General features: G+C 39.9%; 30 protein-coding genes, 2 riboswitches and 1 other annotated feature. Of the genes, 19 read left to right on the top strand and 11 right to left on the bottom strand.

The features are described from left to right. Positions 1–6: 6 nt before the first annotated feature. From DESDE_RS22480 to DESDE_RS07230, 4 genes are all read right to left on the bottom strand, one after another. Positions 7–162, bottom strand: coding sequence for a hypothetical protein (locus tag DESDE_RS22480; RefSeq protein WP_019849939.1), 156 nt, complete (start codon positions 160–162; stop codon positions 7–9). Between the two features lie 88 nt (positions 163–250). Beyond that, positions 251–383: riboswitch (molybdenum cofactor riboswitch) on the bottom strand. A 335-nt stretch (positions 384–718) separates the two neighbouring features. Continuing rightward, the gene (locus DESDE_RS07220) at positions 719–1645 is read right to left on the bottom strand and encodes an alpha/beta hydrolase family protein (RefSeq protein ID WP_014793384.1); all 927 of its coding nucleotides are present in this window, start codon (positions 1643–1645) and stop codon (positions 719–721) included. A gap of 288 nt (positions 1646–1933) precedes the next feature. Beyond that, positions 1934–4603 carry a PEP/pyruvate-binding domain-containing protein gene (locus DESDE_RS07225; RefSeq protein WP_014793385.1) on the bottom strand — a complete coding sequence of 890 codons (2670 nt, stop codon included), beginning with the start codon at positions 4601–4603 and terminating at the stop codon, positions 1934–1936. 11 nt (positions 4604–4614) lie between these two features. Continuing rightward, entirely contained in the window at positions 4615–5232 is a 618-nt protein-coding gene (locus DESDE_RS07230) for a TetR/AcrR family transcriptional regulator (RefSeq protein WP_014793386.1), read from the bottom strand. A gap of 368 nt (positions 5233–5600) precedes the next feature. On the opposite strand from DESDE_RS07230, the gene DESDE_RS07235 reads away from it, so the two are divergent. From DESDE_RS07235 to DESDE_RS07260, 6 genes are all read left to right on the top strand, one after another. After that, positions 5601–5921 carry a TIGR04076 family protein gene (locus DESDE_RS07235; protein ID WP_014793387.1) on the top strand — a complete coding sequence of 107 codons (321 nt, stop codon included), beginning with the start codon at positions 5601–5603 and terminating at the stop codon, positions 5919–5921. Between the two features lie 9 nt (positions 5922–5930). Further along, complete coding sequence (locus DESDE_RS07240; protein ID WP_014793388.1) at positions 5931–6437, top strand: DUF5680 domain-containing protein; 507 nt, start codon at positions 5931–5933, stop codon at positions 6435–6437. A gap of 74 nt (positions 6438–6511) precedes the next feature. After that, entirely contained in the window at positions 6512–7093 is a 582-nt protein-coding gene (locus tag DESDE_RS07245; RefSeq protein WP_014793389.1) for a phosphatase PAP2 family protein, read from the top strand. Positions 7094–7264: 171 nt separating this feature from the next. Beyond that, on the top strand, positions 7265–7825 hold the full coding sequence (locus DESDE_RS07250) for a GNAT family N-acetyltransferase (RefSeq protein ID WP_014793390.1): 561 nt from the start codon (positions 7265–7267) through the stop codon (positions 7823–7825). Further along, on the top strand, positions 7822–8340 hold the full coding sequence (locus DESDE_RS07255) for a GrpB family protein (protein WP_014793391.1): 519 nt from the start codon (positions 7822–7824) through the stop codon (positions 8338–8340). The genes DESDE_RS07250 and DESDE_RS07255 overlap by 4 nt, the downstream gene beginning before the upstream one ends. Before the next feature lie 28 nt (positions 8341–8368). Beyond that, positions 8369–8818, top strand: coding sequence for a GNAT family N-acetyltransferase (locus DESDE_RS07260; protein WP_014793392.1), 450 nt, complete (start codon positions 8369–8371; stop codon positions 8816–8818). A 308-nt stretch (positions 8819–9126) separates the two neighbouring features. On the opposite strand, the gene DESDE_RS07265 is transcribed toward DESDE_RS07260, so the two are convergent. Continuing rightward, positions 9127–10317: an IS256 family transposase gene (locus tag DESDE_RS07265; RefSeq protein WP_085938409.1), complete on the bottom strand. Its 1191-nt coding sequence runs from the start codon at positions 10315–10317 to the stop codon at positions 9127–9129. Positions 10318–10470: 153 nt separating this feature from the next. Further along, positions 10471–11022 (bottom strand): flavodoxin family protein, encoded by a 552-nt coding sequence (locus DESDE_RS07270; RefSeq protein WP_014793394.1) that lies wholly within the window; start codon positions 11020–11022, stop codon positions 10471–10473. Between the two features lie 180 nt (positions 11023–11202). Between DESDE_RS07270 and DESDE_RS07275 the strand changes: the two genes are divergently transcribed. The 3 genes from DESDE_RS07275 to DESDE_RS07285 all read left to right on the top strand — a co-directional run bounded on the left by DESDE_RS07275 (position 11203) and on the right by DESDE_RS07285 (position 13543). Further along, positions 11203–11541: a winged helix-turn-helix transcriptional regulator gene (locus DESDE_RS07275; protein ID WP_014793395.1), complete on the top strand. Its 339-nt coding sequence runs from the start codon at positions 11203–11205 to the stop codon at positions 11539–11541. A gap of 167 nt (positions 11542–11708) precedes the next feature. After that, a complete protein-coding gene (locus tag DESDE_RS07280; protein ID WP_014793396.1) occupies positions 11709–12479 on the top strand; it encodes a sulfite exporter TauE/SafE family protein in 771 nt (256 codons plus the stop codon). Positions 12480–12955: 476 nt separating this feature from the next. After that, positions 12956–13543 (top strand): pyruvoyl-dependent arginine decarboxylase, encoded by a 588-nt coding sequence (locus DESDE_RS07285; protein WP_014793397.1) that lies wholly within the window; start codon positions 12956–12958, stop codon positions 13541–13543. A gap of 52 nt (positions 13544–13595) precedes the next feature. On the opposite strand, the gene DESDE_RS21060 is transcribed toward DESDE_RS07285, so the two are convergent. Further along, entirely contained in the window at positions 13596–13901 is a 306-nt protein-coding gene (locus DESDE_RS21060; RefSeq protein ID WP_014793398.1) for a YmaF family protein, read from the bottom strand. 291 nt (positions 13902–14192) lie between these two features. Between DESDE_RS21060 and DESDE_RS07290 the strand changes: the two genes are divergently transcribed. From DESDE_RS07290 to DESDE_RS22975, 7 genes are all read left to right on the top strand, one after another. Continuing rightward, the gene (locus DESDE_RS07290) at positions 14193–14795 is read left to right on the top strand and encodes a class I SAM-dependent methyltransferase (protein WP_014793399.1); all 603 of its coding nucleotides are present in this window, start codon (positions 14193–14195) and stop codon (positions 14793–14795) included. Between the two features lie 402 nt (positions 14796–15197). Beyond that, positions 15198–15824, top strand: a complete 627-nt coding sequence (locus DESDE_RS07295; RefSeq protein WP_014793400.1) for a flavodoxin family protein — start codon at positions 15198–15200, stop codon at positions 15822–15824. A 431-nt stretch (positions 15825–16255) separates the two neighbouring features. Continuing rightward, a complete protein-coding gene (locus DESDE_RS07300; protein ID WP_014793401.1) occupies positions 16256–16732 on the top strand; it encodes an HXXEE domain-containing protein in 477 nt (158 codons plus the stop codon). A 187-nt stretch (positions 16733–16919) separates the two neighbouring features. Next, positions 16920–17321, top strand: coding sequence for a DMT family transporter (locus DESDE_RS07305; RefSeq protein WP_014793402.1), 402 nt, complete (start codon positions 16920–16922; stop codon positions 17319–17321). Between the two features lie 198 nt (positions 17322–17519). Further along, entirely contained in the window at positions 17520–18041 is a 522-nt protein-coding gene (locus DESDE_RS07310; protein ID WP_014793403.1) for a dihydrofolate reductase family protein, read from the top strand. 29 nt (positions 18042–18070) lie between these two features. Then, positions 18071–18544 carry a Rossmann-fold NAD(P)-binding domain-containing protein gene (locus tag DESDE_RS07315; protein WP_242831362.1) on the top strand — a complete coding sequence of 158 codons (474 nt, stop codon included), beginning with the start codon at positions 18071–18073 and terminating at the stop codon, positions 18542–18544. Continuing rightward, positions 18468–18695, top strand: a complete 228-nt coding sequence (locus DESDE_RS22975; RefSeq protein ID WP_427846209.1) for a hypothetical protein — start codon at positions 18468–18470, stop codon at positions 18693–18695. Before DESDE_RS07315 ends, DESDE_RS22975 begins: the two co-directional genes overlap by 77 nt. 167 nt (positions 18696–18862) lie before the next feature. On the opposite strand, the gene DESDE_RS07320 is transcribed toward DESDE_RS22975, so the two are convergent. Next, positions 18863–19105, bottom strand: a complete 243-nt coding sequence (locus DESDE_RS07320; protein WP_242831363.1) for a hypothetical protein — start codon at positions 19103–19105, stop codon at positions 18863–18865. Between the two features lie 396 nt (positions 19106–19501). Here DESDE_RS07320 and DESDE_RS07325 point away from each other — a divergent pair, with 396 nt between their 5' ends. Then, on the top strand, positions 19502–20500 hold the full coding sequence (locus DESDE_RS07325) for a DUF2935 domain-containing protein (RefSeq protein ID WP_014793405.1): 999 nt from the start codon (positions 19502–19504) through the stop codon (positions 20498–20500). A 170-nt stretch (positions 20501–20670) separates the two neighbouring features. Here the strand turns inward: DESDE_RS07325 and DESDE_RS22020 are convergent, their stop codons facing one another. Together DESDE_RS22020 and DESDE_RS22485 are read right to left on the bottom strand one after the other, a co-directional pair. Beyond that, positions 20671–20832, bottom strand: coding sequence for a hypothetical protein (locus DESDE_RS22020; protein ID WP_014793406.1), 162 nt, complete (start codon positions 20830–20832; stop codon positions 20671–20673). Between the two features lie 48 nt (positions 20833–20880). Beyond that, on the bottom strand, positions 20881–21339 hold the full coding sequence (locus DESDE_RS22485; RefSeq protein ID WP_242831364.1) for a hypothetical protein: 459 nt from the start codon (positions 21337–21339) through the stop codon (positions 20881–20883). 756 nt (positions 21340–22095) lie between these two features. Continuing rightward, positions 22096–22291, top strand: a binding site (T-box leader). A gap of 85 nt (positions 22292–22376) precedes the next feature. Here DESDE_RS22485 and serS point away from each other — a divergent pair. Both serS and DESDE_RS07340 read left to right on the top strand, forming a co-directional pair. Continuing rightward, positions 22377–23657, top strand: coding sequence for a serine--tRNA ligase (serS, locus tag DESDE_RS07335; protein WP_014793408.1), 1281 nt, complete (start codon positions 22377–22379; stop codon positions 23655–23657). 162 nt (positions 23658–23819) lie between these two features. Next, entirely contained in the window at positions 23820–24482 is a 663-nt protein-coding gene (locus tag DESDE_RS07340) for a Dph6-related ATP pyrophosphatase (protein ID WP_014793409.1), read from the top strand. A gap of 77 nt (positions 24483–24559) precedes the next feature. On the opposite strand, the gene DESDE_RS07345 is transcribed toward DESDE_RS07340, so the two are convergent. Continuing rightward, positions 24560–25522 carry a DMT family transporter gene (locus DESDE_RS07345; RefSeq protein ID WP_014793410.1) on the bottom strand — a complete coding sequence of 321 codons (963 nt, stop codon included), beginning with the start codon at positions 25520–25522 and terminating at the stop codon, positions 24560–24562. Positions 25523–25662: 140 nt separating this feature from the next. Beyond that, positions 25663–25811: riboswitch (FMN riboswitch) on the bottom strand. Positions 25812–26052 lie beyond the last annotated feature (241 nt).

Raw genomic sequence — 26052 nt, forward strand, 5'->3', positions numbered from 1 at the left:
TTTATTCTAATTATAGATTGAAGCTATATCTTTTCTCATTTCCTTATTTAAAGACAATCCGACAGAAACAATGGCCATGAAATATTTTTCAGCATCATTGAGGTTTATATCATAATTCTCCGCAAAAAATTCCATGACTTGTTTCATTTTTATACTTGCCAATGAAGTTCACCACCTAACAATTATAAAATTTATAAAAAAATAATGGCTCCGCCAATAGAAAGCGGAGCCATAACTGATTTTAGATACAGTTGGCTTTAATCCACCTCCTTTTCAAACGTGAAGGCATACCTGTTTCCAAGTATACCCCGAGGGCCTAGACCCTGTCCGGTGTCCATAGAATTGTTCTTTAGGTTCATTCCGGCTCGGAGATCGTTTTTCAGTTTTTAATCTAAATTTACCGTCAAAACCAGCGCGATTGACTGGTATCCGATTAGTTCGGGAATATTCAACTAAATGTAGACGTTTGTTTTGTTTGTTTGTGTTAGTGTTGGTGAGAAGATGAGGTTTGTGAATGTTGTTGTAGAACCAACATAAACATAATTTAAAGTCTTCCAATGATATTATACTGCACACCATTCCTGTTTATCAATGTTTTTGTTGGTTTCTGGAGTAAGTGGTTTGGCTTTCGCTGATTAACCCATGCGTCGATGTAGAAAAGCCCCGTTGTTCATCGACCAAGACCGACTGACGATGAGATAAACGGGGCATCTATTTTTTATTGGCTCAATATCCACTCTGCAATATCCGCCCAAACCTCTGCAGACACTTTTTGAGGGATTTTGTACTCTTTTTTGAAATCCTTGACCCTGCCGTAAACCGACTTCATAAACAGGTGGTTCAGTCCGGGGTAAAGCTTGAAAGAGATATTAGGTTTATCGATGCAGATTTGCTGATAGAGTGCGAAATCCTTTTCCGTGGAGACCTGAAAATCTTTGTCACCCTGTAAAATTAGAACGGGCTTTTCCGTCTTGGAAAGGTAATCTGCAGCAGGATGGGCATCCATCTCCTTAAAATACCATGCATAGGTTTTGCCAAAAACCTTCATCTGTTTTGCTTCTTCTTCATTCATACCGGCGATGGCAGCGAATTTGGCTTTGAGCCCTGTGATTTGCTTATTCGCGATTCTTTGCAGCAACTTTGGGAGTTGGCCGAGCATATCTTCGTTTTGGCTCAACAAAATATCGCTAAAAAGGCGCGGCGAGCCTGCGCATATGATGATACCCGCGAAATCGCCGCCCTCCGCGTCAATACGCGGCGCGAGCATACCTCCGAGGCTGTGACCCAAAATATATACCTGGTCGGGGTCAATTCTGCCGTCATTTTTAAGCAGTTCGGCGGCAAGAATGGCGTCCTCTATGGTCTCGCTTTTCACAGTCACATCGCCGGGGCTTGCTTTCAGCATCTGTTTTCCGTAAATCTTTGTGCGTTTGTCATAGCGGAGTACGGCGATTCCTTTAGTGGACAGCCCTTCGGCAATATCGCGAAACGGCTTATTCGCGCCGATGCTTTCATCCATATCCGCAGGACCGGAGCCATGCACCAGTACCACAGCTGGAACCCGTGAAGAACAATTATCCGGCAACGACAAAATCCCATTCAAAGGGTATTTTGTTCCTCTGCCAATGATTATTTTTTCATTCATATCCATAACCTCCGATTAGATAAAGAATGGCGCTATTACAGCGGAATGAGTTTAAACTTAATACCTTCCTATAAACTCCTCCATTTTTTTGGCCTGATATAAAACCGTTTCTTAGGCAAGTTGAACATCGTCGCTTTCTGCCTGAATCCGGGAAAAATCAACTACAAGGAAACACTATAAAATAACACAGTTCTCCATGTAGGATGAACTGTGTTTTAAAATAGTATACTGGGCAAAAATACAACGAATCAAGAAAAATGGTTATGTACTAATGGATAATCACTGCTATCACTCAAGATAGACAGCACCTTTTTTACCATCCACAGTGATGGTTTGTCCATCCCTGAAGATTTTGGTAGCGTTCTTCACCCCCAGAACGGCAGGGATGCCGTATTCCCTGGCGACGATTGCTCCGTGGCTCAAGAGCCCGCCATGTTCAGTTACTACCGCACTGGCAATAGAGAACAACGGGGTCCAGGCCGGATCGGTATTTTCTGCAACCAGGATATCTCCGGCCTGAAATCGTGAGAAATCGGAGGGAGAATAAATTATTTTGACCTGGCCGTGCACCTGCCCCGGACTCCCTGCCACACCTTTAAGAGCAAATCCCCGCCCGCTGTTTTTTGATGGGACAGAACCCGTTTGCCTGGCTGCTGCATCTCCGCTTAATTTGGGCCAGCCTTTAAATAAGGATGGTAAATCATCAAGCGCAACTCGGGGGGCCGATTTCCTTCTGTTGATCTTTTCATAGCCCTGGCTCCAGGCCAGCCTGTGGGACAGCAATCCCTCGAGCTCTTCCAGTGTCAAATAGTAGATATCCCGTGGATCAAGCAAATATCCTTGCGCTGTAAGTCTTTCCGCAAGGGTGACCACAGCTTTTTTGATTAAGGAGAAGGGCATGGTGACGTAAAAATGGCGGTTGTCTCTCAGAAGCATATAGGATTGAGTGGATTTAAGTAGTTTATCGAAGATCGCCCTCTGCACAAAATTTAGTTTGCTACGGACTAAGACTTCAGTCTCTTCCCGCTCTTTTTGCTTTTGCTGCTCCCTTTCTTCCGGATTAATCCGTTTGTCAGCGGTAAGGCTGCCTTTCACCATGGCTAATATGATCCCCGGGTTTTCCCACCAGAAGTCTTCGGCAATATCCATGTTTACATTGAGATGCCCATAATCCCGTAGAAAATTAGTTAACTGGGCTTTAAGAGCTTTCCCCTCTGCAGAATCATCCAACCCGCTTAAAAACTCGGGAATAGTGCTCTGTGCCAATAATTCCCGCAAATAAGGCGATGAGGCAACGGTCTCAGTCAATTCCCATAGTTTGTTGTTGGTCCGGACTGTCAGATTATCCGGCAGGCCTGAGACCAGCTTGGAACTTAAGGATAAATCCTCGTCTCCCAGCCACTTTTTCATGAAACCGGTCAGCATGTTATATAGAGCCTCGGTCACAGATAAGCTGGGCAGCTGAAGCTGAAAGAACTGTTTGGCCAGCTCCAGATTATTCTTGATATAATCCAGGAGTTCCGGCATAGTCAGGCTTTTGACATCCGTCTTTTTATGCTTGTCTATATTATCCAGATAATCGGGCAGCATGGCATAAAAAGCTTTAGCCAAAGAGTTTATAAGTTTGTTCCCGGCTTTTATGGACCCGATGGTGAGGGTAAGTTCCTTGAACCAGGTCCGCTTTGGTGCGAACTGCTGCCAATCCGGGACAGAAGAATAGGGCTCGAGCATTTTTAGCGGTTGAAGGGACTTAAGGTTGGTGAAGTTGAGATATAAATAACCATAGATATTGGCAGCAAATATGGGAGAGGGAAGTTCCTTTTTGCTGATTGAGCGGTAGGCATACAGCCCTCCTTCAGTGTCACAAGGTTCAAGAATCGACCAGCCCAGGACCGAGGACGGCTTATTGTACCGCTCCTTGACTCCGCCGAGATTTGTCCACTCAAGCTCCGGATCAAAGTTAAAGAATTCACTCTCTCCTATATGCTCATCAACTTGCTCTGTGGATTTATGCAGGGTAGTGATCGGGCGCGCTTGAAGAATGTAATAACGGTTGCCTGTTTTTGCCCATTCAATATCCTGAGGGAATTGGTAATGTTCCTCTATTCGTTTAATCAGCTCCGTAAGCTCCAGGATATCCTTTTTGCTTAACGAACTCCTTTGCCGCTGATCCTCTGCAACCTCAGCAAAAGTTGTACCAGGCCCGTTCAAAGGGTGCACTGCCATTTTTTCTTTGTCAGCGATGATGTAACGGATGATAGGGTCATTTTGTTTATTAATCACATAGTGGTCCGGGGTTACCTTACCCGAAACGATACCTTCCCCAAGCCCCCAGACAGATTCGATGACGATCTCATTTTCCTTGGCATTCAAAGGGTTGACACTAAAGGCGACTCCGGAAACTTCCGAGTCCACCATCTGCTGAACGACAACAGCCAAAAAAACTTGGCGCTGGTCAAAGCTGTTATTTATGCGGTAATGAATGGCCCTCTCCGTCCAAAGGGAAGCCCAGCACAGCTTAATATGATTGCTCAGCTCAGACAGGGGGATATTGAGATACGATTCCTGCTGCCCGGCAAAGGAGGCCTCAGGCAGGTCTTCCGCTGTGGCCGAGGAACGGACCGCAACCAGAGACCCGTGGCCGATCACTTGGGTAAAGGCCTGAACAACCTCCTGCGCCACTTCTTCCGGGAGGGGAGTTTCCAGAATGCGTTGGGAAATCTCCTGGGAAAGGAGAGCAATATCCTCATTCTTCATAGTTGAGGGCTCGGCAAGTTGAGCTAAGAGCTCATCTAAGCCCGCCCGGCTCACAAATTGACGGTAAGCCTCGGCGGTGATGCAATAGCCCGGCGGAACGGGCAGTCCGGCTTGAGTCATTTCACCTAAGTTAGCGCCCTTGCCTCCGACTTCCTGAATACTGTTGATATCGATTTGCCCAAATTCTTTAATAAACATCATGGGTTGCTCCCTCACTTTTGTGTGCAGTTTTCTAAGCCAAGACCTTTGCTGTGATAAGTGTAAAGGGTATCGATCATCTCTTCCGGAGATGTCTCAAGCTGAAAAACATTCCAGTAACGGACGCTCTGGTATGTGCCGTAAATAAAGCTTACTGCAGCCAGTTCCGTATTTTGAGGATTGAATTCCCCATTCTCAACAGCCTCATCAAGTACGGTCTTAAACCAGCGGGCGAACTCTTGCAAGGAATCGTCACGCTTAATTTTTAGATTGCTCATGGTTCTATTGGCAAGAAAAAACTGTGCTTCTGTACGGTCAGGTAGAGCAGACAATACGATTGTTTCGATTACTCTTTGAATGATTTCCTTAAGATTTGCAACACCATCGATAGCCCGTTCCAAGTGCTGGAGAGATTCATTGTTGATGCGGGAGTATACTTCTTCATAAATGTGTTCTTTGCTGGGGAAATAAAAATACATTGACCCCACAGATACCTCCGCTGCCTGACAAATGTCCTGAATCGAGGTGTTTTCGAAACCCTTTAGCGCAAATAACTTTAAAGCGGTATCGAGAATATGATGTTTCTTGGCATCCTTTTTCTCCTGAATATGTTTGGGGGTTTTATACGCCATTTTATCAGCTCCAAGTGTAGAATGATATTCTATACTTCAAAGATAGCACTTTTTCACCATCAGGTAAAGAGGGTATTTTAAAGGAGTATATATTCTCCTTGGATGCTGCCGGTGAGCTGCTTTCAACAATAATGGGTCACAGGGGAAAAGGTTATTCCTAGGATTACTGAACCTATGATATACTAATTATTGTCAACAAGAATGGAGGATAAAGCCTCCGGCACAGATTGAACGGGGAAAAACCCAACGCAGAAGAAACAAGCTGAGAGGCTTGTTTTATGCTATTCACCGTCTTTTTTGTTAATATTAATTCGCAGTAATTACGAACAAAAAAGATGTTAATTGGGGAAATTCGGGGGTGACAACAAATGAAGAAGGTTAGGATTACAGTTATTCGAAAAGAATTTTATCCTGAATTTGCGGACAGATATTTAACGGGAGGTAAGAATGTCGGTCCCTGCCCCTTGATGAACGAAGGAGATATATTCCTGTATGAAGGAGGAGCTGAAATACCGAAAGGATTTTGCCCCTGGGCATGGATTGACATTTATCGGGGTGTAAATGCACTCTCTGCAGGGGCAACCTATAAACCGTGGAACAATCAAGACGGGGTACAGATACTCTGTTGCACTGATGGTATCAGACCAGTCGTATTTTTAGTCGAAGCAGTCAATGATGAGACAGAGTAGGAGGAATCAATGATCACACAGGATAGGCTCATGCAAATTCTTATTAAAGGACGGTATGAATGCTACGCAAGGAAAAGCACTGACTATAATCCATATGTAAAGTCAGATTTGTATGATTGGAAATTTACCCTTCCCATTGATAACTATAGTTTCACAGATGCATATCAGGGCTTTAACCCATATAGCGGCGTTGAATATATCTATGTGGATCAAATTAAATTGCCCATTTGGTCCTGCGACTATATCGGGTATGTAAATCTAGACTCTATTATGTCTGCAGAAGCGATATATGCATTTCTAAAAGAAGCCAGAGGCATACATTTGATGAACTGTCAGGGGAACCTTTTTTCCGATTATGAGTACGAAAATGAATTCCTCCGATATAAAACATATTTTCAAGGGAATTTGGCCGGGTTATTGCAAAAGGAAGAGTTTTTCTACAAAAATAAGCTTGTAGCCCAACAGCTCTCAGCAGGAAGATTAAACGAACAGCTTTTGAGAAACCCATCACGTTGAGAAGCATTGGAAGCATATGGACTATCATCCAGACGTACTTGCCTATCAGACCAATTTAAGGGGAGACGCTCATCATGATGCAGCTATTTGGTAAAATAGATATGAATCTGCTTAAATTAATCCACGATTATACACAAAATGCCTTGTTTGACAAAGCTATGCCCATTATAACCTTCTTAGGGGATAAGGGACTGATTTGGATCATCATAGCGGTGGCTTTAATTGCAAGCAAAGAATATCGAAAAGTAGGGACGATGGTCATTTGCGCATTGCTATTAAGTTCAATTTTGGGGGAGGGGCTCTTGAAGCATTTGGTACAGAGACCAAGGCCCTTTACTGTTGTTCCAGCGATTCAATTATTAATATCAAAGCCCCTAACCTATTCATTTCCATCGGGGCACACAGCTTCAGCGTTTGCAGCAGCAGGGGTACTTTCCAAAATGATGAGGAAATACAGGGTTTATGTGGTAATGTTAGCTTTGCTGATTGCTTTTTCGAGGATGTATTTATTTGTCCACTATCCTGCAGATATAATTGCAGGGATTATGCTGGGACTTATCTGCTCCAAAATGATAGTGTATTTCTTTGAGTTTGTAAATAAAAGGTTAAATAATAAGCACGAGGATAAAGGTAGTAAAGGGGGCATCAATTTTTGAGATTTAGCAATGCGAATAGTTCATATATATTTAGTTTTAACCCAGTGATGTACAGAGGGGGAGGACTCCACATGAAAAAAGTTTATTTAATATAGGCTATGTAAAACCAGGTGGCAAGAGCGTAAAATAGCATTAATATTCAAAGCAAGAGGAAGTTGAAGGAGAGAAAAGATGAACACAAGTTTATTTCATTCATTGGAAGGTGAAAATATCTGCTTTAAATCTCTAAGTACAAATGATGCTAAGGATATACATAATTATGCGTCAGATGAGGAGGTTTCACGTTTTATCGGCTGGAACTTAATGAATACCTTGAAGGAAACTCGTGAACACATTGAAACAATGATACAACGTGAGTCAGCAGGTACTCATCTATATGCCTCTATTGTTCTAAAATCAACCCAAGCAGTTATTGGGACCGCCATGATTTTTAACTTTAACCAAAAAGCAAACCATGCTGAAATTGGTTATATTTTTAATAAAGAATATTGGGGCAAGGGTTATGGCACAGAGAGTGTTACACTAATGAGTGATTTTGCCTTAACATCACTTAATCTTCACAAACTCCATGCCAGTGTAGTGGATGCAAATATTGGTTCTGCCCATATACTTAAAAAAAATGGGTATGAGTTAGAGGGACGATTAAAAGACCACTATTTTATAGAAGATAAATATTATGATGCATTGCTTTTCGGCAAAATCCTAGAACCCGAAAAAGGAGATTGTTTATGAAAGTCGAAGTTGTAGAATATAATAGCGAATGGGCTAATTTATATCAGGAAGAAGCTGAAAAAATCAAAAACATACTCGGGAATGAATTAGTTGATATATACCACATCGGAAGCACATCAGTGGTGAATTTGAAAGCTAAGCCAATTATAGATATTATGCCTGTAGTAAAGGACATTAAGAAAGTTGATGAATATAATAAAGAGTTTGAAGCTTTGGGTTACGAGCCAAAAGGTGAATTCGGTATGGTTGGCAGAAGATATTTTAGAAAAGGACTGGAAGACAGAACCCATCAAATTCATGTGTTCGAAAAAAGAAATACTAATGATATTGAAAGACATTTAGCTGTTCGCGATTATTTAAGAACACACCCAGAGGATGCGCTTGAGTATGGCGAATTAAAAAGCAGATTAGCTACGATGTTTCCTTTGGACATTGAGGCTTATTGTGATGGTAAAGATAACTTCGTTAAGGAATTAGAAAGAAAAGCGTTAGAATGGTATCACCAAACAAGATGACATAGCAGATTTACAAGAAGGTATGGAGATGAGCGATGAAATGGTTGTTGAAAATCCGAATAGAACAGAGCAGTTAATAAGTGAATTAGCTTCAGTTTGGGAAGCATCTGTAAAAGCTACTCATATGTTTCTAAATGAAAGAGACATCATTGCTTTACGTTCTTTTGTAGAAACAGGAATTAAAGAAGTTGACAATCTAATTGTCGCGTATGAGAATCAGAAGCCCATAGGCTTTATGGGGATAGCCCAAGGAAAAATTGAAATGTTATTTCTTGAACCAGCTTGTATTGGCAAAGGTATAGGGAAAAATCTTGTTACAAAGGCCATTCATGAGCATGAAGTGTCATATGTAGATGTAAATGAGCAAAATCCTCATGCAGTGGATTTCTATAAACGCTTTGGCTTTGTGGTATATGAGCGTACAGAATTTGACGAACAGGGTAATTCATTCCCAATTTTAAAGATGAAACTTAGATAAGTAAGAAAAAGTTTATTATTTGAACAAAATTTAATATGAAATTATGAGGCTAAGTTTTTAGGTCGGCTTCAATGACCTAAAGACTAAGCCTCTTGGTTGGGTGTGAATCTATTTCAGTGTAAATGGAATAATCATCCAGACGATTGACAATACTATGGTTGCGGTATAAATCGGGCAACGCTGAGGAGCGACCCAACGCCTATCGCGGCTTATACGATGAACGGTGGAGTGTCTTCCGCCGTTTTTTGTTCATCGGTAAGCTCTAAGCGGATAAACCTCGGGAGTTTGAGGGCAGAGCCCTCAACACCTTACGCTGTAATCCTGTCTGCAAAGAAGATCATCATCTGGCTGTACGCCATGGGCCAGTCTCTTGAAGGCTGCGTCCATTTTTTCGTGATTTCCTTCGTCGAAAGAAAGACCACTTTCCGGATGGAATCATCCGTAGGGAAAATGGATTTGGTCTTCGTAAATTTCCTCACCATTCTATGATACCCCTCCACGGCGTTGGTCGTATAAATCAAATGCCGAATTTGTTCGGGATAGCTGAAAAATGTGGTGAGGTCTGCCCAATTGGCATCCCATGACCTCAGGATCGATGGATATTTTCTATCCCATTTTTCCCTGAATTCCTCCTTGGCATACTCCGCATCATCAAGGTTGACCGCACCGTAGATTTTCTTCAGGTCAGCGCAGATGCTCTTTCTGTCCTTGTACTGTACGAATTTTGTTGAATTCCGTATCTGATGGACGATGCATAATTGTTGTTTCGTCTTGGGAAACACCGCGTTGATAGCTTCACCAAGTCCTTTCAAGTTGTCATGACAGGCGATGAAAATATCCTGTACGCCACGCTTTTTAAGGTCGGAGCAAATCGAGGCGTAAAAACTTGCACTCTCGTTTTCGCTGATCCAGATGCCCAGAATATCTTTCTGTCCGTTCATATCGATGCCCAGCACCGAGTAGACGCATTTGTTGATGATTTGGCTGTCCTTGCGGCTTTTGAATACGATCCCATCAAAGTAAATAATGGGGTAGAGCGACTCCAGTGGCTGGTTTTGCCACTCGTTGACTTCGGGAAGAATTTTATCGGTGATTTTGGAAATCAGTGTCTGGGGGATCTCTGCTCCGTAAATCTCCCGCAGATTATCTTCAATATCGCGCTGACTCATTCCCTTGGAATACATAGCCAGGATTTTCTGTTCAATTTCATCGGTTCGGGTTTGCCGTTTTTCCAGAATTCTCGGCTCAAATTCGCCGTTTCGGTCGCGAGGTACGGCAATTTCACTTTCGCCGTAATCGCTGATGATCGTCTTACGGTTATAGCCGTTGCGACTGTTGCCAGAGTTGTTTCCCTCAATGCTGTTTTTTTCATAGCCCAGATGGTCTTCCATCTCGGCTTCCAGCATCTGCTCGATGGTTCCGGCGAACAGTCTTTTTAGTTTCGACTGAATATCCCCTGTGCTTTGGCAGTCTTGCATCAGTAGGCTGATCAGTTCCATTTCCTTGTCAGTAAGAATGTTTTTCGATTGTTTCATTTCATAACCTCCACTTTTGTTGTATGTGGAGATTATTGCCATTTACACAGGTGTTTAGTCAGTCTCTCTTGGTTTCACTACTTCAATTGATACCCAGTTAAAATGCTCCTCCTTGTCTTAGAACTTATCTGCTAATGCTATGGCTTGTTCAATCCCGTTTGTCTTGTGAATATCACCAGGTGCGGCAACCGATGGAACTAAAACCTCACCAACTGATTGCCATTGAAGTAAGTCAGTGGTTTGCTTGTAAGCAAAGCGGATTCCGTCAAACATAGGCAGATCATTATCTTCGCAGCAGACAATGAGTGCGCATTCCTTATTTCCAACAGCTCTCTTGCTAACTAGAAAAGCGTAAAACTTATCAATTACGGCTTTAATTTTTGCCGGAAATGTAAACCAATATAGCGGTGTGGCAAAAACAATTGCATCAGCTTCTTCAATTGTAGGGGCTATTTTATTAAAATCATCATCAAAACTGCAAGCCTTACCTGTCTTAAAACAGGTTTCGCAAGCGGTGCAGCCCTTAATAGTCATATCGGCTGCATCATAGCGCGTGATACTGTGACCGTTCCTTTCGGCCTCCTTCGTGAATACCTCCACCATAGCAAAACTATTGCCGTTTTTTCGCGGACTGCCGGTTATGATAACGATTTTTTTACTTTTTTTCATATAATCTACCTTCTTTCAATTGATTGATGACGAAACCGAGCGGTGTTAATTGCAATATAATGTTGACACCAATCGGTATGTTTGCTTTAATTTTATTATAAACTAGCTGTTATTCAAGTACGCACATTAATGTTCAATACTATAATTAAGGTTTAGTACTTACCCAAAGGAGAGTGTGAAATGAGTTTTTCGTGTATTTCAGAAGCTGAAGATTTGGAAAAGACAGGATTTAGCTATACTTTATCCCTGATAAATGGAAAATACAAAATGGTAATATTATATTGTTTGATGGAGTTTGAGGTGGTAAGATTTAATGAAATGAGGAAATATATCAAAACAATATCATATAAGACATTGAGTACAATGTTGAAGGAATTAGAAGCTGACAAGCTTGTGCATCGGGAGGAATATCCTCAAATTCCGCCTAAGGTTGAATACAGCTTAACCGAGCGCGGCAAATCCTTAATTCCAATTCTTGATACCATGTGTGAATGGGGCAATACCAATCGAATGACCTAATACATTAAGTATTATGCTAAAGGATTATGCTTTTTTTGAGTTAAAGTGATTACCAGTTTGACCACAAGCAAGGCACCCTAAGCTTGATTTTGTAGGGTGCCTTGCTTGTTTTTGAAGTTATCCTTGACATGAAAGGATGAAAGAATTCAGGAGGCTAATACACATAAATGGAACTTAATATGGATTATTTTCTACAAATGTTAGACTTGTCCCGGATACAATGTGTAGTAGTGATTATAACTGCATTTTTAGTAGGCTTTTCAAAGACAGGGATTAACGGTGTGATAATGCTCGTGATACCTATTCTCGCGAGTGCCTTTGGTGGGAAGGATTCCACAGGGATTCTGCTCCCGATACTGTTAGTCGGAGATGTGTTTGCTGTATGGTCCTATCGCAAGAGTGTTGATTGGAAAAAGGTTTTTGCGCCTCTGCCTTGGGCTTTGATCGGCCTGTTCATTGGTGCTGTCGTTGGAAAAGTTATCAATGATCAGGTATTTATCATCTTGATCGGAATCATTATTATATTCTGCTTAGGGATTTTAATGTACACGGAAAAGATGGGGAAGAACTTTACAGTGCCTACGGGGACATGGTTCTATATAACAGCGGGAATCTTAAGCGGATTCGCTACCATGATTGGAAACGCCGCCGGTCCGATTTTTAGCGTCTACTTATTGGCGCTCGGATTACAGAAGAATGATTTCATGGGAACTAATGCCTGGTTCTTCTTCATCATAAATTTCATCAAGGTTCCCGTTCAGATTTTTGCATGGCATAATATAGAGCTACGGTCATTCATACTAACGGCGGTGATGACACCAATAATCGCTTTGGGAGCGGTTTTAGGATTCTTTATAATTAAAAAAATAAATGAGAAATTTTTCAGGCATCTGATTATCTGCATGACAGCACTATCAGCGCTAAGACTATTTGTATAAGGATGTCTTTGGTTTTTGAGTACTGCCGCCAAGGCCCCATCAGGCTTAGGCGGCGTTTTTTATATCTTCATGGCATACAGAAAAGTATTTTTCGATTGATTGATAATTAATGGATTTTAAAGAATACTATACTTTGGAGTTATTCTTCTTTCCAGGATGGAACATCGTGCGAATATAGTTAGAAACGGCTATCTTTCCGCACAAGATTATGTCGCAACGAAATCCTAAAGTTTTTAATGAATTTTTAACGAGTTACCGCCCTCCTCATCCTGGAATGGTTCGGATTAGTTTAGCTTTTTATAATACTAAGGATGAAATTAGTCGATTCCTTCAAGCGTTAAGTCAGATAATTACCGATAAGAAACAGCTTGTTGAGAAATACTCTGTCTGAAACAAATTTTTATACTTCTTCAATAAGTAACAAAAGATAGTGTGAAGCATATTTTGTAGAAAATATTGAAGGGGTAGAAGGTTCTATGAATCAAGGAATTTATGGACAGTTTCCGGTTATCGGAAATATGATTCCGAAGGATTATGTAGTCACGAAAGGCTACGGGGATACTGATATAAATTCAGGCAACAAATATCCATGGAAGACAGGGTCTTTTGACTCGGCCTGTGTTATGGCCGGTATTGAGAATTTTAATATCGTTAAATATACTTCCATACTGCCTCCGGAAGCTACAGAAATCCCTATGGAGCAAGCGAGGGCTTTATATCATCCTGGTGCGGTAATGGGAACAATTATGGCTCAGGTTAATGGTTATAAAGGAGAGCGGATCTGTGCAGGGGTGGGAAGAATTCAAGTAAGAAGAAATTACGATGGTCTTTATATTGCAGGTTATGCGGCGGAATACTTAGGCGATGGGGATGAGCAGGTGGCAAAAAGAAGTTTGCACGAGTCATTACTCAGCATGGTTTTCCGTCGCTTTAACCCACGGGATGTTACCGTATTTAATGAAAGATTGTGTATTCAGGAACATATAGTAAAACATCAATACGGTACTGTAATTGCTGTGATTGGATTCTTAAATAATATTTATCCGGTAATAGGTGGTTTATAATTTTTCATGTGTAAATTAACCAGAAAGCATAGGCTTTCTGGTATAAGCAAATTTAGAAGAGTCGGGAGTATTTTTCATTTCCTGTTAAGGAGTTGTAATTGTGAGTATGGCCATGTTCAAATGAAGTAGTACCTTGGTACTGATGGATATGGCCACCGCCGGATAAGGGTATTGCGGGACCTGTAGTCCCGGAGAAGGAGTGGACATGGGCATGGTCAACGGTTGTTACTCCATTATAAGGATGGACATGTGAGCTACCACAAGGTATATCATATCCTGTAGTACAGCGCATTCGATGGGAATGTCCACAATCAAAAGTGGTTTCATTACAAAAGTCATGAACGTGAGGTTTTTTCATATTCTTACATTCAGCTCCTTTCTGTGGAAAATACATCCAATATAGGTTATGATTTGTCTCTAATTCATGTCAATGCTTTGTGCAAAATACTTAATAGGAAAACCCAAATATTACCGTGTTAGTACTTTTTAAGAAAAAGCAGCCAGTGAAACGTACCTGGCTGCTTGCGTTTATTTTCGGGGGGTGTATATTGCGCTGTTAAATAAAGGCTTTATTACTTATAATAAGTAATACGGAAACAAGGTTGAGACAGATAAAACAGATGACATAAGGTAGATTGGAGAGGTAATAATGGGAAATACGGATAAGTTTGAACTGATAGCTAATATATATGACACTTCTGAAAGAATCCAAATTGCAAAGGTATCATCAAATGCCATTCGTGAATATTTAGTTGATGCTAAAGGTAAGAATGCTATTGATTTTGGGTGTGGAACTGGTCTAGTTGGAATGAACTTGTTAAACGATTTTAATTCTATGCTTTTTCTGGATACATCACAAAATATGATTAATCAAATAAAGCAAAAAATTTCTGGTTCTAATATACAGAATGCAGCAACATTATGCTTTGACTTTGAAAAAGATAGTCTTCCGGATTTACATGCTGACTATATTTTTATGGCACAGGTTTTGCTCCATATTAATGATGTTGAATTAGTTTTATCAAGATTGTATAAGGTTCTAAATGAAAGAGGACATTTATTAATCGTAGATTTTAATAAAAATGAAAAAATAGTTCCAGATATGGTTCATAACGGATTTGATCAAATAGAGTTAGCAGATATTATGACAAAAATAGGATACAAGGATATTCAATCTAAAACTTTTTATACTGGAAGTAAAATATTCATGGGGCATGATGCATCTTTGTTTATTCTTGATTCTCAGAAATAAAGTTAGAAATATTAATTGCCTGCTAGAGCGATCATAAGGCCTTCATATGGTAGGAGAGAAAATAAACAACACCAAATTAGCTGTTTATTTCTTCCGCTGCAAAATAATTTTCTTCAACACCTGCAAAGTTAAAGGTTCGGCTGCTCTCCAACCGTTACCCCTTTGGCTATAAGGTCGCTCCCCATGGCGTTTATGTTGTAGCTGCCAAAAAGAATTATTATATAAATTACACCTAACTCTAAGTCAAGGATGATTATGAAAATATTTTATATAAGGTTATACTTACTGTATCCTAGGGAGTATAAATTTATTAATATATGAAAATTCTTTTTGCATACTATTGACTTACAGTTAAGTATAGGGTCTATACTTGTTGTATAGCAGAGATAGGAGTGTGGATTTATGAAAGTGATAGCTATTAATGGTAGTCCCCGTAAAAATGGTAATACAAGCCAGGCACTCAAGGTTATGGCCGATGAGTTGGAACAGCAGGGTATAGAAGTTGAAATCATTCAAATTGGCCAGCTGAGTATTCATGGGTGCATTGGTTGTGGATACTGTCGGACTTCTGAGGAAAATCACTGTGTTTTTAAAGAGGATATTGTTAATGAAGTTGCAAAGAAAATGCGGGAGGTGGACGGCTTTATTCTTGCATCCCCTACCTATTATGCAGGAATAGCAGGAACAATGAAGGCTTTTCTGGACAGAGTATTCTACACAAGTTCAGGCTATTTCAAATATAAGGTTGCAACTTCCATTTCTGTTGTAAGACGTGCCGGTGGTGTAGATGTAGTACACCAGCTCAATAACTATCTTAACTTAGCTCAGACAGTCATACCGCCGTCCCAATACTGGACAGTAGCGTATGGTATGGAAAAAGGAGAAGTTCTTCAGGACGGAGAAGGTATTCAGACCCTTCGTAAAAATGCCAGATCAATGGCCTGGCTCCTTAAGACAATTGACGCTGGAAAAGAAAAAATACCTGTTCCTGTAGAAGAAGATCGTGTTAGGACAAATTTCATACGATAATAAATCAGAAGGGAACCACTATGATTGCGTTCCTTATATCGTTAAATAAGTGAATATGCAGAACATGGATAGAGTGCATTTCTTGAACAAGGGATTGCACTCTATTTACGTCAGTAATGAAATAGAAAAAAAGCTAAAGCAGGAAAATAACAAGTTTAAAACATATTAAAGAATAAGCCCATTAATATGGAAAAAAACGATTTTTATTTGATATAATTAATGTTAGTTACAGGGTCAGCACAGGATTCGTTAAAAGAATCATCGTCGCATTCTTCCGGGTCTTTAGGTTACGGTTACAGTGACAAGCCATGCCGGTCATTCCACGGCTTGGGAAAACCCAGAAGGTCTAGCTTCTGTTATCAGTAGCGGAATTCTGTCAGCTAAATAATCAAAGTTTGATATATGCAAATAGAAAGGCTAGGGAAAACGAAATGTTTGAATTATTATTTTTGATGTCCTTCACATTGCATAATCTTGAAGAAGGGATTTGGTTGCCAAAGTGGTCAAAGAACGCGGGCAGATATCATCAACAAGTAGGAAATAATGAGTTTCGCTTTGCAGTCATGGTCGTGACGGTATTTGGATATATTTTAACGTTTGCTTTTTTAGTAGCAGAAAACTCAAATGAGGTAATAAAGTACTTATATCTCGGTTTTATAATGATGATGTGCTTTAACTCAATATTCCCCCACCTGATAGCAACAATATTTCTAAAGAGGTATGCTCCAGGAACATTAACGGGTGTTTTTCTAAATTTGCCGATCGGATTGTATTTGATATTTTGGCAATATGGTAATCAGCTCGAGGTTAACAAATTGGTAATCGGTTTTGTTGTGATTGCGACTGCAACACTTACATCGCTGCGACCACTATTTAAACTAGGAAGAGGATTATTTAATGAGTGTTAGCTAAGTAATGGACAGCTTGGTTTTTTCGTAGCTTAACATGGAGTGTTTTCTGCAATATACCAGATTGCCGATGGAATACCAGTTTCATACGGCATCTTTTTTATATCTTAAGGCATGTGTGGTAGGGCTATAAAGCGAGAAGCTGAGAGTGGAAAGCTTATTGTTGAAAGTAATCAAGGATTAACCATTGCAAACCGCTATTAATGGAATGCTTCGTATTGCAACAGGCTCTCTTTTAGGGGCTACATTTATTTCTTTTTTTGTCGGCGTGATTATCTTGATTATTTTGATATTGATTACTCAACGTCGCTTAGAGTTTCCTTTGTATGACATCCAAAAAAACCGTATTCCGATTTGGGTATATATGGGTGGTATATTTGGCATCTTTATTGTATCTGGCAACATTTTGTTGTTACCTGTACCTGGATCGGTTCTAACTACTATGGTTTTCCTATTGGGACAAAAGATTATGGCATTAGCAATTGATCAGTTTGAAATATTTAACTTACAAAAAAGAAAAATTGATAGTAGAAGAATTGCCGCTCTGGTATTGACGACTATTGGAATAATATTTGTTAAGTTCTTGTAATCTTCGATGAGGTATGCAAAAATCAAGGAAATGTTTGTGCTGATGATAGGGTCCGAGGGCTATGCTAACTGGACTATTTTCGGTTTATAACAAGCAAAATCCGCTACACCAAAGTTACAGGGTGTAGCGGATATATTATGTTTCGAGATTAAGTTTAACCGGAAAGTACTTGAAAGAATTTATAAAGGAGAAGATACAATGAGCGGAAAAATTATTATGAACTTAGCCATCAGCATTGACGGATATATTGCTGATGAAAGCGGCGGCTTTGACTGGATTGTGGGGCAAGGCGATACCGCTATTGATACAGTCGAAAGAAGTGAGTTTGAAGAGTTTCTTGCGGGTATTGATATTGTTGTTATGGGCAAGAACTGCTATGAGCAGGGCTTTGCTAAAGATTACCCAACAAAAACGGTTTATGTAGCTACCAGTGAAAAGAAAGAAGATGAGGGTAATATCCGTTTTATACGTGGTGATATTGTCAGCAAATTTGAAAAAGAAAAGAACAGCGGTAAAAATATATTTCTGTTTGGTGGCGGCGGTCTGATAGATCATTTTGTCAAGACCAATGCTATTGACGAATATATTGTGGGAATCATTCCAACGATACTCGGAAAAGGCCGTCCGCTGTTTTTAGGAAACAACCCGACAATACAGCTTCATCTTGATAAATACACCGTTAGCGATGGAATTGCTGTGTTTCATTACTCAAAACGATAACATAGTAGTTTCATAGAGCGAAATCCCATTTGTCACATTATGCTGAAATACAGGGCGATTGTGACTCTCCGGATGCCCTAAAAAAAGCTATTGAATTAACTTGTCCTGATATGATCATCCATATGATCGCTATGTATCAAAGCCATATTGAGGCACTGGAAAAAGCTCTCGAGGGCCAGAGAATAAAACTTCTGCTTATCTCCAGTGTCGATGTTTATAAGGGCTTTGAAGTTTTCAATAAACTATCCTCCGCTCCGATTGAGCCGATTCCATTTACAGAAAAATCTCCTTTGCGAGATATTCGATTTCCTTATCGGGAAAAGCCAGGTATTAACTTTGGATATTATTATGACAAAATTTTAGTAGAGGAAATCGCCTGTGGGCGCAGGCAATCAATCGACTTTCCTAATTGCGGCGACACTCACGGTGCTGCCAACCATAAAAAAAGTGCAGGTAGCTGCGTTAAATCCAGTAAATGCAAAAAAGTTTGTCAATGGTATTAGATATAAGCTTCAAAGCGAATTTGAAATTAGTACACAAGATATCCTATTTGAAGCAGTAGAAGATTTGGAAATTGCAGTGAAAGAAAGTGATATTATAATTACAGTGACACCATCAAGAGCACCAATAATAAAAAAGAATTGGATTTTTTAGAACAAAAATCGGGCTGAAAGAGTGGATTTTTCGGCCCGATTTCTTTTAGATCCTGTTAAAAATATCAATATAAGGCACAGAGTCTACAGAATCTAGTATAAGCGAATAAGAAAACGGCCGATATTGTGGCCGTTGAAGTTTAACTAAAGATATAAATGTCTCGCCGATCATGGAAGATCGTAAAGCGGGTTAAATGGTTGAGGAATTCCCATCCTTCTCTCTAAACGTTGTAACCAAGGCGGCTCGAATTGTTCTTCATAAAGCTCCCACCAGATAGGTTCACGACCCGGTATTATACCCATACGACGTTCAAGTTGTTTCAGCCAAAGTGGATGAAACTGTTCTTCAAATCTTTCCCACTCCGGTGGTTCATAACTACCGATATGAGTCAATGGATATCTTGCTACCATCCGGGGATATGGTGCATAGACGGGTATGGTTGTAGGATAGTACATTAAATAGATCACCTCTTAATACATTCTCGATGGTAATATATTCCACAGGGGGTGTCTAAGAAAGTTGTCAGAGGGTTTTCTGTGTAATTTAGGTCAGTCTGACATAATGATCGTTTAGCGGTCAGGGGAAGGGAACATTCCTGCCTGTATTAACGGATGCTGCTTATTTTACTCCGCCGACATAAGGTATTAAGACCGATTATATATTTTGGGAGTTTTGGCATGTTATAAAGTGTTAAATGAGCGACTTCTCTAAAAGTTCAATGAAATTCATTTGTACTAGTGTAACCGTCAGTACAATCCTGGAATAACATGTACTAAATAGTCAAAGAAAGGAGGTATTACCGAATAATGTTATTTAATTCGGGAATTACTGATGGGTTATTACCAACAAATGTCTTTATTCGTCAGTCACTAAATTTAAATCTTTTCTTTTTGCGTATTATGAAGGAACACTCCTTCTTCTTAGCAGCGGGATTTCTTTCTAAAGATGAAGCTTTGTCACAACAGGCGATTCATTTCATGAATTCCTTTAATGCCCTTTTAACTGAGGCTGTTCTTTTAGCGAATGGCAATGTAGATTCCGCTGTATTGTGTTCTGGAGAAGTTGCAACGAATATGACTTTAAGGGCTGAACAGAAGACGCAAGGATTAGGTGGAGTTCCACTTGATACGTCACTAACTGTTCAAGAGCTAAGACTTTTACCTGCAGCAGAAAATGTGAACCCAGCTATTGAAGGAAATGTTCAAAGCCTAAATGAAAGAGCTATCGTGCTAACGAGAGAATTAGTTAAATTTAAAACCCAAGTCTTGGATGCTATGTTATCTGGTCGGTTGTTTACTTTTAACTTTCCACTTCTTATTGTCCACATTCGACGCGAAGCGCTCCTTTTTATTGAGCAACTAAGATTGCTGCAGAGAAGGGGATCAATCGACTTGACACAAGAAGTAATTTGCCAAAAAGTATTCTGGGATCTGCAAATGGCTGAACATGCCCAATTCATTGCCCATTTGTTAGACCCGACTGAAGCTGCCTTGATAGATCAAGCCAATAATTTTGCAAGGTTATTTTTTAATTTACGTGCCCAAACAGAGAGTGGTGCAAATCCTTTAGGTCAATTGATTGGCCAAGAAATTGCGGCTACAAGCAATTTGCGTAATTTTAAAGCTACTGCAGAAGAATTAATATTAGCTAACCGCATAAAGTCAATCATATTTCCTTTGCTTGCCGATCATCTCCTACGGGAGGCAAATCACTTCTTACGAATACTAGATACTTCTGGGAGAATCTTTGGTTTGAAAAACGAGTTGTCAGGACAATTAAAAATTCGTACACCTTCTTTATTCTAATCTAACGATCAAAAAGTAGTTAAAAAACAATATGAGTTGGCCTTAAAGCTTGTTTAAGGCCAACTCAAAATTTATATAAACACCATCGTTTAAGAATCGGCGATAAACATTTGATTCTGATAATTAATGAAATCCCCCATTCTTACCCGCCAGAATTAAAGGAGCTTATATTACCATAGAACATGTTGTTCTTTATGCTCTAAAATCATTTTCAAGGCAGTAATTATGAAAACAACAAAGATAAATGCCCCCAGCGATACCAACGGAGAGAAATAGGCAAAGGGTTGTGCGTATAAAAGTGTGCCGTGTGCCCATAAATCATATAAAGTCATGGTATCTCTCCTCTTGGCGAGCATAAGCTGGAAATCGTAACTCTGCGATTATAAACTGCACCTTATTTCATCAAGGAGCTCCTGATTTAGGCTTAGGATAAATTTAAAAATAATGCCACAGAGAAAAAGTCCGACAGACAGAAACATAATTCCAAGTTGCAGGGGAAAAGGTGCATATATATCTATAAATCGAATGAGACTTTTGATATTTTCATTGGGCTCTAAGGATTGTTTAATACTAAATTCTATGTGTCGCAAATCGATTGTCAAAAAACCGATTGAGGTGTGATCATCAATGATAGGAAAATATATAGACATGCGTGGAGTTAAATTGAAGGGATTTAAAGACGGCGTCACTGACTCATCTGTTGGCACAATATTTTCGTATTCTGAACGAACAGCCTGAACAATTTTATTCGCTCCGTCGGTTAAGACTAACCCCAAGGAAGCAAACATGATGAGCAATGTCAAAGGGATTGGAGAATTTAATTCTAATATTTTAAACATTAGATAGATGGTCTGATTTGGTTCTATCTGTTGGCGTCCGTAGACTGCTATTCTCTGAAGGTCAAGGATTGAAATGCCAATTGCTCTGTAGGGGGGGATAAAAAACCAAAAGAGAATTGTACGCGGACACAAGTTAAAAGGATCTAAGCGGTTATGGAAGTATTTTCGAGTTATTCGACAGAGTTTGGAATGGAATTCACTCTGCCAGTATCTCTTTAGAAAATAATAGCAATTCGGAAATCTATTAATAGATTTATCGGATGACATGAAAATCCCCCCCCCCCTTTTTATTCCTATGCAAAACTAAAAGGAGTCAATTATTTGGGGCACTGATTTTTCAATTGGGTTTTCAACATACCCTACTGTTCGGAGAATTAACCATGTCCAGAATAAAGAGTTTATGATGGCTATGACGGTAGGGACGGGCAACCATATTCCCCAAAATTTAGTTGTCGTTTTTGTATTGTCCGTTAAGCCCATGCTGTTCATATCTTCATCACCTTTGTTAAGATGGTAAGGTCAAATAGTTTCTAAAGATAACGTAACCCAGAATAGAAGAGAAAAGAAAGGAAAAAAACAACCATATAAGCCAGTAATATTGGACTAGGCGCAACGCAAAGTCATACACCAATATCATCCTTTTTTGATATTATATGGATTGACTTCGGTGTTGTTCGTAAAGTAGGAAAATGTATACACACGACCAAACTATAACAATTCTTCTTGTAAATTTATTTATAGATGCATATAATACATTTAATAGCGATGATAAAAACTAAGGTTTATAAATCTCCCAGAGAGCCGGTAGTTGGTGCGAACCGGTGAGAAATTAAACCGTTCCATTTTTTGAGCTGTCGGCGATGAGTCGAAGGGTGTGCCCTTTACAGCACTTTAGAGTGGTCAGTGTTATCTGACAATTTGGGTGGTACCGCGGATGCTTTCCGTCCCATATTATTTGTATGGGTTCGGAAGGCTTTTATTTTTCTAAACTCATACTGTTATCTCTAATGAAAAGAATATAGATGAGGAGGAAAATAATGTTAGACATTAAGTTGCTGCGTGAAAACACTGAGATCGTTAAAGAAAATATCAGAAAAAAGTTTCAGAATGAAAAAATCACCCTTGTAGATGAAGTTATTGCCTTAGATACTCAAAATCGGGAAGCGAAATCAAGACGTGATTATCTCAGAAGCAGAAGAAATTCAATCAGTAAAGAAATTGGTGTATTGATATTAAAAGGACAAAAGGATGAAGCTGAATCAGCGAAGGCAGACATAGTTGCTATGGCAGATGAACTCGCAGAATTGGAGAGAAAAATTGATGACTTTGACATCCAGATTCGCGAAAGGATGCTGATTATCCCCAATATTATGGATCCCACAGTACCAATCGGTAAGGATGATAGCGAAAATGTCGAAATTGAACGATTTGGTGAGCCTGTTGTACCAGACTTTGAGATACCCTATCATGTTGATATTATGGAAAAGTTTAAGGGTATCGATTTTGATAGTTCAAGAAAAACAAGTGGAAACGGTTTTTATTATCTTTGCGGTGATATAGCACGTTTGCATTCTGCGATTCTCTCCTATGCGCGGGACTTCATGATTGACAGAGGATTTACCTATTATATCCCCCCATTTATGATTAGAGGCAATGTTGTAAACGGTGTTATGAGCTTCTCAGAAATGGAAAATATGATGTATAAGATTGAAGGTGAAGATTTATATCTCATCGGCACGAGCGAGCATTCTATGATTGGTAAATTTATTGATACAATCCTAGATGAAGAAAAACTTCCTCAAACACTAACCAGTTATTCGCCGTGTTTTCGTAAAGAGATTGGTGCCCATGGCATTGAAGAGCGGGGTGTATACCGAATTCATCAATTTGAAAAACAGGAAATGATTGTGGTATGCAAACCGGAAGATAGTGCAGGTTGGTTCGAAAAACTATATCAATATACGGTTGAGTTTTTCCGCACTTTGGATATCCCTGTACGTACTTTGGAGTGTTGTTCGGGTGATTTGGCAGATCTAAAAGTAAAAAGTATAGACATAGAAGCGTGGTCACCGAGACAGAAAAAATATTTTGAAGTTGGTAGTTGCTCCAACTTGGGGGATGCACAGGCAAGACGTCTTTCTATCCGGATAAAAAGTAAAAACAAAGAAAACTACATCCCGCATACTCTTAACAATACAGTCGTAGCACCTCCAAGAATGTTGATATCATTTTTAGAAAATAATTTGAAGGAAGATGGTACCCTATCAATACCGAAACCATTGCAAATGTATATGGGGGGTAAAGAGTTAATCAAATAATTGCTGTTTGTTACCGCCACTTTTGTGGCGGTTTTTATTGGGGGAGTGATTTTACTCAGTCGCCAAGATTCACTGGATTCAGGGGGTATCTGCTTGTACACTAAGATATATATAGACAGTTATGAAGCTAAGCAAAAAATAGCATAAAGTAGGAGAGTGAATATGAATAAAGAGATAAAGTTCGCATCATCTTATAGTGGAGGAAAGGATAGTGTACTTGCGCTGTATCGAGCTATAAAGAGTGGGTGTGAGCCGGTAAGTTTACTGACTACTTATAACAAGAACGCCGGTCGTTCATGGTTTCATGGGGTTCCAGTAGAGGTTTTGAATAGAGTTTCACAGCTTATGGATATCCCTTTAGAACTTGTAAAAACAGGAGTGGGTGATGACTATACTAAAGATTTTGAAAAGGCACTCTTAAAACTAAAAGACAATGGCATTAATGCTTGTGTTTTTGGTGATATTGATATCCAGGCTCATTACGATTGGTGTGATGCTCGTTGTAAAGTTGCTAAGATAGAAAGTATATTTCCACTTTGGAATGAAAGTAGAAAAGAATTGGTTTACGAATTTATAGAAAGTGGTTTTAAAGCTGTTATAACTGTTGTGGATTCATCCAGGCTTAGTGAAAGGTTTCTAGGAAGAACCTTAACCAAAGACCTTATGGCAGAAATTGTAGCCGAAGGTGCAGACATTTGTGGAGAAGAGGGAGAATACCACACCTTTGTATACGATGGACCACTTTTTAAAGAACCTGTAAATTTTAAATTAAATGAAATAATAAGAAATGGTAATTATGCAATATTGCCTCTTTTATTAGAATGAAAATAAAAACGGCTAAGGGGGTACAATCGATCACCCCATTAGCCGTTTAATGTTTAGAAAGCGGTTTGGAGAAAATGTTATAAGCTGGCGAAGTTCGCTCCGTCGGAAGTTTTCACCGTTGACTTAGGATCGTTAGGCATCCGAGATAATTGCAGTACAGCAAGCCAGACTATGGCAAACCCAATCCATTGCCCTAGATCTATGGTTTGGTGCAGAATAAACCAGTTCAAAAGTAGGCCGGTTGCAGGGAATGCGAGTTCGGCGATGGTGGCATAAGAGGCTCGCACACCATTTAACCCGCGGTAATAGAGCAATAGACTTATAAGACTTGGCACGAGAGTCTGGAATAACAGGTTCGCCCAGACCGGAGCCAGGCTGAGAGCCTGACCGATATTAGCCCAGTTCGGGTGCTGTGCAAATACAATGATGGTTAATAGTGGCAGAGCTATAGCAAATCTAAGTGCGGTTAAGGTCGTGAACGACAATTTTCCGACAAGACGCTTTCCCATAACAGTCGATCCGCCCCATAGCGCGGCTGCACCGATGGCACATAATGATCCGATAAGCTCTGAGGAGCTGACTCCGGAAGTTGGCATGTGCAAACCAAAAGTAAGTAGATAAGCGCCTATAAGTGCTGCAACAAATAGAGCATAGAAGTCTTTTCGCATGCGTTCCTTGAGCAACCAGGAGGCGAGAAGAATAGCAAAGATGGGCTGAACTTTCTGCAGGAGAAGGACGACATTTGGATTGCCGTAAGTAAATCCGGCGGTAAACAAAATCGAGGCTAAAGCCGATCCGCCCCATGCGATAAATAAAAGAGCGAGCCAGTCCCCAGGATTGAGTCGTTTCAGCTCATGACGCTTCAGTAGGAGCACAGGTACGGCGAATAAGGATAATAACAGGTGCTCCAACCATACTATCTGAGAAGATGTTACATGTTGTAGTAAGGCTACAATGAGGACACCGTCGAGTCCCCACAAGGCCGCTCCGAGGGCAATTAACCATATGCCTCTATTTGATTCTTTCTTTGATTGTAACATTTAAAAATCCTCCATTAGTGAATTGGTGTTTAGAATAAAAGCCTTCTGATGTGATAGAATTAAAAAATGCCTCAAGGAGATAATGTTTCCTCAAGGCATATACATACAACCAGAAATATGACCGCTTGGTCTAATCCAGTTTGTACCTTCTCCCATCCGGACTATACCGTCGGCCTTGGAGTTTCACCAAGTCAGTCAATGCTGCAATATGCTGCACTGAGTTGCGGGCTGGATTGCACAGGCAATCATTACCGCCGGTCGGGAATTTCACCCTACCTCGAAGGTTCATATTCAACTGAAAAAAAGTATAGCACAAAATTATTCTTAGTGGTAGATAAATTTTTTATAAGTTAAAACCAATCAAGGTGCAAGGATAAATATATTGGAAATTCTAGTACCGACATCAGGCCGGCTTAGAAGATATGTCTTTTGGTTTCAATCGAAACTGAAGGGCGATTTTTTTTACTTCTGAAAGGGGATGATAAAATGTCAGAAAAAGAAAAAGAAAAAGAAAAAGAAAAAGAAAAAGA

It is taken from the genome of Desulfitobacterium dehalogenans ATCC 51507, from assembly GCF_000243155.2.
Classification (GTDB): Bacteria; Bacillota; Desulfitobacteriia; order Desulfitobacteriales; family Desulfitobacteriaceae; genus Desulfitobacterium; species Desulfitobacterium dehalogenans.